The following is a 12,669-nucleotide window of genomic DNA, read 5'->3' on the forward strand; positions in this document are numbered from 1 at the left end:
GACTAATCTGTGGCTTCATTTGGAACCTACGCCCTGTGCTTGATCTCCACTGTGTCTGGCGCGCCCTCTACGAAGAAAGACAATTAAGCTGCTTGCGACAAAAAGTGCAGCGGCTGGTATAGGGCTTCCCCCTATCACTAGAACATGTGTCCCGATGGCACCGAGCATCAACGTTGCTAAACAAGCCGCTGCAACTCTTGCTAAACTAGGTATTAACAAGCCAATAGCACCGGCCAGCTCCGCTACGCCTATTACCACGCGCAACCATTGGCCTGTGCCTAAGGCTTCCACCGTGGCAACTGGCAACGGGTCTGCAAGGAATTTGCGACTGGCCGTGAATGTAAAAACAGCGGCCAGAATTATTTGCAGTGACCATGCAAGCGATAGCCCCCATTTTGGCTGCATGGAGCCAGAACGATCAAACATTCGTAAGACCATCGGTATGCTGCGGATTTCGAAATTTTGAAGCGAGCGCCCAGAGCCATGTTGCAAGGGTGGCGCCTAGCAGCACTAACGGCCCCACATATTCAAATGCCCAAAAAAGGACACCTCCGGTTACAAATATCGCTGCAAGCTGTTCACGACTTACCCAATTTTCCTTCAAAGCGGCCCAAGCAATGAGACCGTTTACCGGAAGGTACAGGACCAGAGCGGTTATTAGGCCCGGACTGAAGTCTTTGAATATGATGGTGGTACCTAGGTGAAAGATTGCGTTATGCACTTGAGTAGCCATCAAGAAGATTAAAACTACCCAAGCGCTTACTCGGGTGCGGATCGTAGCATGAAGTAACAAATATATTAGGCCGACCGAGACTAGCACAGCAAGAATGGCTTCTGTGCTTAGAGCATTGTTATCTGGAAAGTATTTAAGCCGCCACGCCCGAAAATTGAAAATCAAATGCTCTTCTGCGTGATGAATTGCATATGCAAGTGGCGCGAGAAGGAGAGCTGTATTGAATGACATACGTGGCATGGTTTAATTCCTTGAAGAACCAGAATGTACGTATGCGCTTACTAATTGACTATCCAGTCAATTAGAGACAGAACGATTGGGCAATGCCTCGATCTCAAAAATATCGCGGATTACGCCGCACCGCTAATCGCCGTGCAATCATGGATGCAGCCGAGGAATTGTTTGGCCGGCATGGCTATGCTGCTGTGTCAGTCGACGAAGTGACCGCTCGGGCAGGCGTGGCAAAAGGTACATTCTACAATCACTTTATCGATAAGGCCGATGTGGCCAATCAGATCGCCTTCGAAATTCGCCAAGACATGCGGTCAAGGATCGCAGGAATTAAGTCGTTAAGTGCCGATCCAGCAAGCCACTTGGCCGTTGCGATGTGCTTATTCCTTCTTTTGGCTACTGAACAACCAAACAGAGCGCAAATCCTAGTCACATTGATGAACAACCCGACTGATGTGAACTCGCCTATGAATGCACCTGTTCATTTTACATTGCAAAATGGCATAGAAAGTAGCCGCTTTAGGCTGACTTCAATCGAAGCCTCCCTCATTATCATACTAGGTATTGTTTCGGCGGGGATCCGGCACATTATCGAGCAGCCATCGGAGGAGGCAGAATTTCGAGTTGCGGAGCTTGTCGTTCACGCTCTTTGTTCATTGGGGTTGAAGTGGGAAGATGCTCACAAAGTGGTCAACGAGGCGATGCCCTTATGTCGCGGCGCCATATAATTCCAACGTTTTTTATATACTTAACAGCAAATTTGAAACACTTTCGGTAGGTACTAATACGACACTAACAGCTACTAGTCGTTGCAAAGCAGCGGTCACCCAAACTTTGGGAGCGGCTGCTATTGACCTCGATGTCCTTAAAGCCGCGTGTCCGCTTCCCATCCATTTTGGGTAATCCGGTCTTTTCTAAAATTGCGTCTGCTTTCGCGCTTTCAGCAAGCGCGCTGGAATGTCTGCAATTGGGCGCACAGCGGTCCTTCTTTTTGGTATAAGCGAACGACCTGTTGAGCACCGGCATCACACTCCCCCTATCCTCGCAAACTGCACGCACCGCGACCGCATATCGAAATGCCAGCTTAGAAACTGACTGATAGAGTCGACCTGGTCATCGTGACGACCGTGCGGAAAGCTCGCGATCTCAGCCCGAAGATCCTCAAGCCAAGGCGCCCGCTCCGGCAACCACACATGGCCAGCTTCGATACGGGCTGATTGCGCATGCAAACGGGTTATTTTGTCATCCCTTGGCAGGAACGCGGTGGGATAAGGCGTGCCATGATGCTCGGTGCGCAGCTGCTGGATGAGGGATGTGCCTGACCCTTTATCTTCAATGATGATATTGCGGGCGTTCCATTGGGTCGCCAGTTCAACAATACGCCGCTTTAGCGATGGAAAATCTCGCCGCGCCCGATCGACGTCGAGAAGATAAAGGTCACCCCCTGTCACACCCCATGTTGTGCATACGCTAAAGTCATGCTGTTCGTCTGCCTTTGAGGCTGTATCCCATGACTGGCAGATAGTCATTGCATGTTGCGGTGGCGCAGCCGCGTAGCGCTTAAACCAGGCCCACTTCACAACTTCACCATCGGGCGGAACCGGGCACTGTTGGTACTGCGCCGAGAAGATCGTCGAGCCTAGTGCCAGCTTAAGCCCTTCGAGAACCGCCAGCGTTTCACGCGCGGGGTGGAGGATGTCACCTGCCTTGCGTTCGTGCACCTTGCCTCGTCCTATAGGGACCTGCGCATCCTCCTCGGCAATAGCTGGCAATCTCAGTGTAACCCAATCATCGAGCTCCTCAACATGCCCTGCCAGATCATCCATGTGCAGGCGCTGCTGTACAAGAATGATTGCGTCGTTCGCCTTGTTGTTAAGCCGGGACAGGAGGGTTCGGCTATACCAACCATTCACAGCCTCGCGCTTTGTCTGCGACATCGCATCTTCAGGCTTCAGCGGATCATCAATGATAATGAGGTTGCCGCCGCGACCTGTAAGTGTTCCACCAACAGAGGTCGCGTAACGGTAACCACGCTTCGTGGTTTCGTAGTTTGCTTCCTGGTTCTTGGCAGGGCTTATCCGAGTGTTCGGGAACAGCTCACGGTACCATTGCGCCTGCATTACAGCGCGGCAGTCCCCCGCATGCTTGGCGGCAAGGTCAGCAGAATAGCTCGCCGTGATAATCTTGGCGGTAGGATCATGCCCCAGAAAAAATGCAGGGAAGGCAACGGACGCGCATACGGACTTCAGCGAACGCGGCGGCACTTCAATCCGTAGCCGTTTGATCTTGCCCTGCCGGACCAGTTCCAGATGATGGCAGATTGCCATAAGATGCCAGTTAGGCAAGAACGGCTCGCCTGGACTGACCGTGGCAAACGCCTTCATGACGAACCGGTAAAGGTCCTGACGCAGCAACGCCTGTAGCAGCCGCGGATCATGCCCTATCATTGCTGGTCTCCGGAAGGTCAATAAGCCCTGCGCTGGCCAGGATCGCGATGTCTTCTGCTGCCATCAGCCCATGATCTGCAGTGCTTTCTGCATCGGGGATATGTGCAGACCTCAGCGATAGCATTATCTGAAGGGCCCTTAGGTCTCCGCCAAGCGCCTTTTCACGCAGGCGCAACAGTAAGGCAGTCTCGGAGCTTACGCGTTTGCGTTTTCCATTGGCAGTGACCGTCACCTTCTGTGCAAGCACTTCGGCAACAAGGCTCGCCATGTTGCGCTTACCCCGAGGGCGACCTTTGGGATTGCCCGACTGCCCTTTTTTGAACTGACTGTGCTTGGGCGGCTTACCATATCCAACCGCGTCCTGATCACTCCGCCCTTGTTCATTGGAAGCATCAGTCATGATTACCTCCCTTGTTGGCCAGCTGTTCACGCGCTGCAAAAGCTTCACCTGTCTCTATAAGCACAGGCATCTGCCCGAAGGCGTTCAAGAAGCGGCGGAGGATCACATCACAATAGAGCGGGTCAAGCTCAAGAAGCCGCGCTGTGCGCCCGCTATGCTCTGCTGCAATCAACGTAGTTCCAGAGCCACCAAAACCATCTAAGACAATATCGTCCCGGTCGCTGGCATCTTTGAGGATATCGCTGATCATTTCCGCAGGCTTGACCGTAGGGTGCCAGCCAAGTTCCTCTGAACGCGCGTTCGAAAAACTGTTTGCCCCAGCATGGTTCCAGACATTGGAACGGTGCCGACCATTACTGCCAAGCTCAACATTGTTGATATGCGGCCGCTTACCCTTTTTGAATACCGCCACCAGCTCGTGCTGGGACCTGTAGAGCGATCCCATGCCCGCATTGCTCTTGGCCCATACACACAGGTTGAGCCAGTCGTCATAGACTGCGCTGCCCGCACCCAGAAGTTCAGGTAGATGCCGCCAATCCATAAACACATAATGGAGCGAACCGTCGCGGCTGACTTTGGCCATTGCGGCAAGGGACTGCTCAAGAAAGCGCGTGAACGCTGCTTCGCTGAGTTCGCCACAGCCCTGCACAAACTCGCGGTGGCGAACCTTGCCGAGGCCAGAGACGTGGCCGGCGATAGGAACATTGTAAGGCGGGTCGGTAACGATCAGCCTGGCTTTCTCCCGTCCCATAAGTTGCTTATAACTCGCATGATCGAGCGCATCGCCGCACAGTAGCCGGTGCCGTCCAAGTTGCCATAGGTCACCGGGCCGGCAAACTGCCGGACCAGCTTCTATGACTGGCACGTCATCCTCGGTCACCGGGCTATCGCCAGCATCCATGATGAGTTCAATCTCGCGCAGGTCGAAGCCAGTTAGCGTTATATCAATTTCAAAATCACTAAGCTCGCCAAGTTCCAAAGCTAACAGCTCCTTGTCCCAACCAGCCTTTTCGGCGAGCCGGTTGTCGGCAAGCACATAAGCGCGCTGCTGTTGTGGGCTTAACCAGTCAATCTGCAGCGTTGGGACTTGGGTAAGGCCAAGTGTTTGCGCTGCTGCCAGGCGGCCGTGACCGGCAATAACCTGTCCACTACCGTCGACCAGCACCGGATTGGTAAAACCGAAGGCACGAATGCTATCGGCAATCAGGCGAAGCTGCTTCTTGGAATGGGTCCTTGCATTGCGCGGCGCTGGGCGCAGCTTATCGATACTAATCAGCTTTGGTTGCGGAAGCTTTATTGCGGGGATTTCAGATTGTGTATGCATGAGAATTCACCTTAATCATCGGGTTGATGGAGCAAGGAGATCGGCTCTGCCATGGCCACATAGCGTGCGGGCACAGCCTTTTGTGCACGCAATACGGCGCGATCTCGAACGTAGGGATGTTGAGGCTCCGCCTCGGTTTTTGGGGCTCTACCCCGGCTTTGGGGCACAACCCCGATTTTGCGGCTCCACCGCGAATTGGGTCAGGCTCTGCCGTTTCCAACTCATCCATTTTTGATGAACAAAAGAACAATAAAGGAACAAATCTAAGTGCGCAAGGGTGAGAAGATAAAAAATTCCTGATGCTTGGCTTCACCATCCTGATCTGCGTTCAGAATTTCCTGATATGGTGGGGTAATTCCCTGTTATGTGGCTTAGGGAATTTCCGTATCAAACATCTGGATAACTGCGGCTTTGCGAGCTGACCGGAATACAGGCAGGATCATATTTTGGATATTTTCACTGCAAATTCCCGTGGAACACGGAATATCACGCCTGAGACCACATCGAGCAGGACTGCGTGCTGCGCCAATCAGACCCAATCTAGTACGTGGCCGAGGCCAGTCTACCGTTTCAGAAACAGCTCCGCCATTGCATCAATGATGGCAGCCGCATCAAGGCGGTAGGTGTCGTACAGATCGATGAGATTCCCCGTCTGGCCGAAACGATCCGTACCAAGCGGACTTACCCGCATGCCTGTCACACCACCCAGCCACGACAACGCGCCTGGCGAACCATCAATGACCGTCACGAGCCCAGCGTCAGGTGCCAAAACCGACAACAGATCTTCGGCATGGCACATTTGCATTGGCTTATCAGTCCAGCGTGCGGCCTTGCTGGCAGACCAGTCGCGATGCAGCACATCGGGCGACGTCACATTTAACACGCCCAATCCGGGAATATCATCCGCCAGTTGCTCGAAAGCAGCCAGCACTTCAGGCGCAATTGCCCCTGTGAAAACAATCGCCGCTTCGGCGCCGGGGGCAGGTTGTTTTAACCAATAGCCGCCTTTTAACGCGTCCGTCTCCCATTCGGTACCAGCGCGTTGCACCTGCGGCACTTGGCGCGTGCTGAGGCGCAGATATACCGAGCTGCCGTCGGGCTTTTGCATATGCTCAAATGCCCAGCGCATGAACAATGCGACTTCATCGGCATAAGCCGGTTCGTAATAAGCAAGGCCAGGCTGCCCCATCCCGATCAGCGGCGTATTGATCGACTGGTGCGCACCGCCCTCTGGTCCCAAGGTCAGTCCGGACGGCGTTCCAACGAGCAAGAAACGGGCATCGGAATAGCACCCATAATTCAGCGCATCCAATCCGCGCGCGATAAAGGGGTCATACACCGTACCAACGGGAATCAACCGCGTCCCGAAGTGCGGCGCGGCCAGCCCAAGCGACGTGAGCAAAAGAAAGAAGTTATTCTCCGCAATCCCCAGTTCAATATGCTGTCCCGCGGCATGGGCCGCCCATTTTTGTGCCGACGGAATTTTGGCATCACGGAAGATATCGGCCACATCGGATCGGCGGAAAAGCCCGCGTTGGTTTACAAAGCCGCCCAAATTGGTCGTCTGGGTAACATCAGGCGCGGTTGTCACGATACGGTCGGCCAATGTCTCAGAGGATTTGGCGAGGTCGAGCAAAACATTGCCAAAGGCTGCTTGTGTCGACTGAACATCACCAGATGGCACAGGAAGGCGCTCGGGCACGGCGATCACCGGCGCATCGGTCTCTTGCGGTTTGTGCGCGAGAACGCTCTGCCCGACAAAGTCTTTCAACCGCGCCGCGATATTTCCACCCAATCCGGCAAATGGTTCCCATTCCTGCCCGACCTCAACGCCCATGCTGACGCGAAGCTGTTCAATCTGCGCGGGGTTCATCATCCCCGAATGATTGTCCTTATGCCCCGCAAGCGGCAGGCCGTAGCCTTTAACGGTGTAGGCGATAAACAATGTCGGTCGTTCATCATCGGCGCTGTCGAACGCATCCATTAAAGACTCGATGCAATGACCACCCAAATTGGTCATCAGAGCAGCGAGCCCGTCATCGTCAAAACTGTCGAGCAGCTTTGCCACATGCGGCTTACCGCCAATGTCCGCGATCAACCGTTCGCGCCACGCCGCACCGCCCTTATAAGTGAGCACGGCAAAATCAGCGTTCGGACAATTTTCAATCCAGTCCTCAAGCGATTTTCCGCCCGGCCGCGAGAATGCCGCGCGCTGCAACTTGCCATTCTTCAATGTGACAACACGCCAGCCGCAGGTTTCGAAAATATCATCAAAGCGCCGGAACATGCGGTCAGCAGTCGTGCTGTCTAGGGACTGGCGGTTATAATCAACCACCCACCAGCAATTGCGAATGTCGTGCTTATAGGCTTCGATCAGGCATTCGTAGATATTGCCTTCATCAAGCTCAGCATCGCCCATCAGCGATATCATCCGGCCGGCGTCGGCTTCATCTAGCGACCCATGCGCAACAAGATAATCCTGAACGAGGCTGGAAAAGGCCGTAATCGCAACGCCCAATCCAACTGAACCAGTTGAAAAATCCACCGGGATTTTGTCCTTGGTGCGTGACGGATAACTTTGTGCGCCGCCCAATGCGCGAAACTGCTGCAATTGCTCCAGTGATTGATGGCCCAGCAAATAATGGATGGCCTGCAGCACGGGGCCTGCATGGGGCTTCACCGACACCTTGTCTTGCGGGCGAAGCGCATGGAAATAAACCGCAGCCATAATCGCCGTCATCGAGGCGCAACTGGCCTGATGACCGCCAACCTTAAGGCCGTCGCGCTTTTCCCGCAAATGGTTGGCGTTATGGACAATCCATGACGACAGCCAGCGCAGCCGCGCATCCAGCGTCTCGATCGTGGCGATTTTTTCTTTTCGGTGGTCAGTTAAGACGGTGGCCATTTCGGTTATTGCATCCCCTCGCCCGTTCCATATCAGCCCTGCAAGCGCATGTCAGTCCAATGCCGCGGCTTATAAGCAAAAATTATAACCCGTGCGTTCCAACTTTTCGCGACGAAAGGCGGCTTGTATCACATTTGTTTGATAGCCGTCATTTACAGATCACTTATTTCAAAGCTAGAACCGTTTTGAACGAGGGGGAATCCGACACATGGACACAAGCTTAGCGACGCCACCAGCAGGAACTGGTGCGAACGAACTTAGCCGAACACTCAAGTCCCGGCATGTTTCGATGATCACATTTGGCGGCATCATAGGTGCTGGCCTGTTTGTTGGTTCATCGACAGCCATCAGCACAATCGGGCCTGCTGCGGTTATAAGCTACGCGTTGGCGGGATTCCTCGTATTACTTGTCATGCGGATGATCTCCGAAATGGCCATGGCGATGCCTGGTGTTCAAACCTTTCCCGATTTTGCCCGTACCGGCGTCGGTAATTGGGCCGGGTTTCTTGTCGGATGGCTCTATTGGTATTTCTGGGTCGTCGTGATCGCTATTGAGGCAATTGCGGGCGCGAAGATTATAAACAGCTGGTTTCCGATGCTTGAAATTTGGGAAATCGGTGTGGTGCTGATGGCAATATTGACCGCGGTTAATTTGATGTCCGCCAAATCCTACGGAGAATTCGAATTCTGGTTCGCTTCCACGAAGGTGGTTGCAATCATCGTCTTCATTCTCGCTGCCGCCGCTTATGCCACGGGTGTCACGTCGCCTTCTGGCCCGACTTTTTCAAACCTGACCGAACATGGTGGTTTTGCGCCAGCAGGTATTGCCGTCATTTTCGTGGGTGTATCGACGACGATATTTTCGCTTTGCGGCGCAGAAATCGCGACGCTGGCGGCCGCAGAATCGGAAGATGGCGCAAGCACCATCGCGCGTATGACGATATCGGTATCGACGCGCATTTTGATATTCTTCGTGTTGTCGATCCTGATGATCGTATCGATCGTGCCATGGAACGAAATCGAAGTTGGCGCATCGCCATTTGCCCAAGCTTTGCGCGTCATGGGTTATCCCGCCGCCGATCTGATTATGAATAGCATCGTGCTTGTGGCCGTGTTGTCGTGCCTAAACTCGGGCATTTATATCACGTCACGCGCCATGTTCGGTCTCGCCAAAAATGGTGATGCGCCGCAATCTTGTGTGCAGTTGAGCAAAGCGAAAGTGCCTGCCCGTGCGATCCTTATCGCGAGCCTCTTTAGCTATTTCGCACTTGCCGCATCGGTGCTGTCGCCGGACAGGGTGTTCAATTTTCTGGTGAATGCTTCGGGCGCGATCATGCTGTTTATCTATCTGCTGATTGCTTGGGCACAGCTGCGGCTCCGCGCCGATTTCGAAGCGACTGCCCCTGAAAAGCTGAAGCTCAAAATGTGGTTCCATCCTTATGGCACATGGACGGCCATTGCCGGGATGGTCGGCGTTCTGGTGCTGATGGGCGTTTCGACATCGCACTCCATTGAACTTTGGACCAGCGTTCTGGTGGCAGCGCTGTTCTTGGTTGGATATTGGGTCAAATGCCGCGTGCAAGCAAACCAACGGAAAAGTTAAATGCCCACCAAAATTTTCCGGACGCAACAATCTTTTCAATCACGGATAATGGCCTGCATATCGCATAAGCATATGAAACTGGTTGCTGGAGCGAATGGATGAAACTGGAAAACGACCCCCTAGCGGCATTTTGGATGCCGTTTACTGCGAACCGGGCGTTCAAAACCACGCCGCGTCAGTTGGCGTCGGCAAAGGACATGCATTATACCAGCGACGACGGACGTCAGATCCTTGATGGTACCGCGGGTCTATGGGCGGTAAACGCAGGCCATTGCCGCGCACCGATTGTCGAGGCCATCCAGAAATGCGCGGCCGAGCTGGACTATGCCCCGCCATTCCAATTGGGGCACCCGCTCGCGTTTGAACTGGCGTCGCGTCTGGCGACGATCATGCCTGAGGGGCTGGACCGCATTTTCTTTACCAATTCGGGATCCGAATCGGTCGACACAGCATTGAAGATTGCGCTCGCTTATCAGCGCGCCATCGGACAAGGCACGCGCACGCGCCTGATTGGACGTGAGCGTGGTTATAATGGCGTTGGCTTTGGCGGCATTTCGGTCGGCGGCATCGTCAACAACCGGCGGCAATTTGGCACCTTGTTAACGGGCGTCGACCATCTGCCGCACACCCATAATCTGGAACATAACGCCTTCACGATGGGTCGTCCCGAATGGGGCGCGCATCTGGCCGACAATCTTGAGGCTATCGTCGCGCTGCATGGCGCCGAAACCATTGCCGCCGTAATTGTTGAACCCATGGCGGGGTCAACCGGCGTTCTGGTACCCCCGATTGGCTATCTCGAAAAACTGCGTGAGATCACGCGCAAGCACGGCATTGTGCTGATCTTTGACGAAGTCATCACCGCCTTTGGCCGTGTCGGCGGCACAACGGCATCCGAAACGCTCGGCGTGACGCCAGACATCATCACAATGGCAAAGGGCCTTACCAACGCCGCTGTGCCTATGGGCGCGGTTGCGGTCAGCCGCCACATCCATGACGGTGTTGTAGAGGGCGGCCCTGATGGCATCGAATTGTTCCACGGCTACACTTATTCCGGCCACCCCTTGGCAGCGGCAGCAGCCCTTGCGACGCTTGATCTATACAAGTCGGAGGGGATTTTTGAGCATGCGAGCTCGCTGCACAATTATTGGCAGGACGCAGTGCACAGCCTGAAGGGCAAACGGCACATTATCGATATCCGCAATATGGGCATTGTTGCTGCCATAGAGCTTGCGCCACATGCAGGCGGCATTGGCAAGCGCGGTATGCAGTTGTTCCACAAATGCTTCGACAATGGTGTATTGGTCCGCGCGACCGGCGATATCATCGCATTGTCGCCGCCGCTCATTCTCGAAAAAGCGCATATCGACGAAATCGTTGGACGTATCGGCGATCTGATTGAAACCGTCGACTAAAGCGACACGACAATCTTTCCGACATGCTGCTTCGTCAAAAACGCTTCTTGCGCTTTGACGATGTCGAATAAGTCATAAGTGGCTGCAACCACCGGCCGGATTTCGCCGCGTTCAATATATGAGACGAGGTTTGCAAAAACCTCCGGCTCTAAAACCGTGCAACCGATCAGGCGCAAATCCTTGAGATAGAGCGTCCGAAGGTCAAGATCGACGACAGGCCCCGAAATCGCACCCGACACGCCATAGCGGCCTCCGCGCTTAAGCACGTTCAGGATCGCGCCGAACTGCGCACCGCCGACAATATCGACAGCGGCGTCAAAATATTCTTGCCCGAACAATGATAGCAGATTGGCATCGCGCGGAATGACGCGGGACGCACCCAGCGCGCGGACGCTATCGGCCTTTGCATCCGCCGCCATGGCGATGACCTCTGCCCCGCGCCGTTTCGCAAGCTGGACTGCCGCGGAGCCAACGCCACCTGATGCACCGGTGATGAGAACGCGCTCACCAGCCTGCACATTGATGCGGGTCAGGATATTTTCCGCAGTTCCGTAAGCGCATGGAAAGCTAGCCAGTTCGATGTCCGATAACGCAGATTCAACGCGGTGCGCATGAACCGAAGGAACGCAGGCATAGTCCGCAAAGCCGCCATCGACTTCCGAGCCGAAATAGAGAATGTCGTAACGGCTCGCGCCGCAAAAGACGGGTTCGACCAAGACCCGTTCTCCGATGCGGGCGGGATCGACATTATCGCCTATAGCGACAATCGTTCCGCAAGCATCTGCACCCTGAATGCGCGGAAATTGAAATGCGGCACCGGACCAGCCATCGTCGCCGGCGCCTGCAAGTCCCTCTGCAGCGCCCGTCTCTGTCGCCTCTGCGACTGATTTGGAATACCAGCCAATCCGCGTGTTGATATCCGTATTGTTGATGCCCGCCGCGCCAACACGGATCAGGACATCATCAACACCCGGCTTTGGTACCGGGACATCATCACGCAATTCCAGCTTTTCATAACCGCCATGGCCGGTCAGCAAAACTGCCCGCATGTTGGCGGCAATGGTCACTCGGCGCGCGCCAGCCCGAACTGGTTCAAATACCATTTCTGGAACTTAAGAACGCTGCCCTCTTGATCAGAATAGCGGCCAGGGCGGTAGCGAGTCGACATAATGCCCGCCTGATTATTTTCGGTGATGACTTTGTCCTGCGTGGTTGTCGCGTGATAGCCCCAGGTCATCTTTTCAATGTCAACTTGGTCTTCTGTCGCACGGCCATCGACAAGCCAGATCATTTCCACATCGGTTTCCAGCGCGCCGCGCGGCGTGAACTGGAACAGGATCGCGAAATGGTCGTCGGCCACAATTTGACTGAACGGGCTGAAGCTCAGGTGCATCCGGCCGCCATCTGCCTTTGTCCGTTTGCCCATCAATGGCGCAGGCGCTGAACCGTCTTGCGTTTCCGATGACCAGCCATCCTTGTTCATCCGCTGCATCAACAGACGCAGGTGGCTGCTTTCGGGGGCATCGTCGATATTACCGATTGGCCGACCCGCCGCTGCTGCACTCGCTTCCCAAGCCTGCAACTTGGGTGTGAAGCTTGCAATGGCGTCAG

General features: G+C 54.6%; 11 protein-coding genes. 3 read left to right on the top strand and 8 right to left on the bottom strand.

Features of this window, described 5'->3' with window-relative positions; all coding sequences use genetic code 11:
• Positions 1–15 precede the first annotated feature (15 nt).
• Positions 16–438: a DoxX family protein gene (locus tag ACIQ0G_RS03015; RefSeq protein WP_397576637.1), complete on the bottom strand. Its 423-nt coding sequence runs from the start codon at positions 436–438 to the stop codon at positions 16–18.
• Positions 419–973 carry an HXXEE domain-containing protein gene (locus ACIQ0G_RS03020; protein ID WP_397576638.1) on the bottom strand — a complete coding sequence of 185 codons (555 nt, stop codon included), beginning with the start codon at positions 971–973 and terminating at the stop codon, positions 419–421. Before ACIQ0G_RS03020 ends, ACIQ0G_RS03015 begins: the two co-directional genes overlap by 20 nt.
• A 140-nt stretch (positions 974–1,113) precedes the next feature.
• Between ACIQ0G_RS03020 and ACIQ0G_RS03025 the strand changes: the two genes are divergently transcribed.
• On the top strand, positions 1,114–1,692 hold the full coding sequence (locus tag ACIQ0G_RS03025; protein ID WP_397576639.1) for a TetR/AcrR family transcriptional regulator: 579 nt from the start codon (positions 1,114–1,116) through the stop codon (positions 1,690–1,692).
• Between the two features lie 297 nt (positions 1,693–1,989).
• Here the strand turns inward: ACIQ0G_RS03025 and terL are convergent, their stop codons facing one another.
• From terL to ACIQ0G_RS03045, 4 genes are all read right to left on the bottom strand, one after another.
• Positions 1,990–3,411: a phage terminase large subunit gene (gene terL / locus ACIQ0G_RS03030; protein WP_397576640.1), complete on the bottom strand. Its 1,422-nt coding sequence runs from the start codon at positions 3,409–3,411 to the stop codon at positions 1,990–1,992.
• Positions 3,398–3,811, bottom strand: coding sequence for a DUF5681 domain-containing protein (locus ACIQ0G_RS03035; protein WP_397576641.1), 414 nt, complete (start codon positions 3,809–3,811; stop codon positions 3,398–3,400). Before ACIQ0G_RS03035 ends, terL begins: the two co-directional genes overlap by 14 nt.
• Complete coding sequence (locus ACIQ0G_RS03040) at positions 3,804–5,135, bottom strand: site-specific DNA-methyltransferase (protein ID WP_397576642.1); 1,332 nt, start codon at positions 5,133–5,135, stop codon at positions 3,804–3,806. Before ACIQ0G_RS03040 ends, ACIQ0G_RS03035 begins: the two co-directional genes overlap by 8 nt.
• A gap of 562 nt (positions 5,136–5,697) precedes the next feature.
• A complete protein-coding gene (locus tag ACIQ0G_RS03045; protein ID WP_397576643.1) occupies positions 5,698–8,040 on the bottom strand; it encodes a transketolase in 2,343 nt (780 codons plus the stop codon).
• 208 nt (positions 8,041–8,248) lie between these two features.
• On the opposite strand from ACIQ0G_RS03045, the gene ACIQ0G_RS03050 reads away from it, so the two are divergent.
• Positions 8,249–9,643, top strand: coding sequence for an amino acid permease (locus ACIQ0G_RS03050; RefSeq protein WP_397576644.1), 1,395 nt, complete (start codon positions 8,249–8,251; stop codon positions 9,641–9,643).
• Positions 9,644–9,741: 98 nt separating this feature from the next.
• Positions 9,742–11,058, top strand: coding sequence for an aspartate aminotransferase family protein (locus ACIQ0G_RS03055; RefSeq protein WP_397576645.1), 1,317 nt, complete (start codon positions 9,742–9,744; stop codon positions 11,056–11,058).
• Here ACIQ0G_RS03055 and ACIQ0G_RS03060 read toward each other — a convergent pair.
• Positions 11,055–12,125 carry an alcohol dehydrogenase family protein gene (locus tag ACIQ0G_RS03060; protein WP_397576646.1) on the bottom strand — a complete coding sequence of 357 codons (1,071 nt, stop codon included), beginning with the start codon at positions 12,123–12,125 and terminating at the stop codon, positions 11,055–11,057. The genes ACIQ0G_RS03055 and ACIQ0G_RS03060 overlap by 4 nt on opposite strands.
• The coding region (locus tag ACIQ0G_RS03065) for an SRPBCC family protein (RefSeq protein WP_397576647.1) at positions 12,122–12,669 on the bottom strand (548 nt) is incomplete at its 5' end. The genes ACIQ0G_RS03060 and ACIQ0G_RS03065, both read right to left, overlap by 4 nt.

The sequence above is a fragment of the Sphingorhabdus sp. genome, assembly GCF_044354325.1.
Taxonomy (GTDB): domain Bacteria; phylum Pseudomonadota; class Alphaproteobacteria; order Sphingomonadales; family Sphingomonadaceae; genus Sphingorhabdus_B.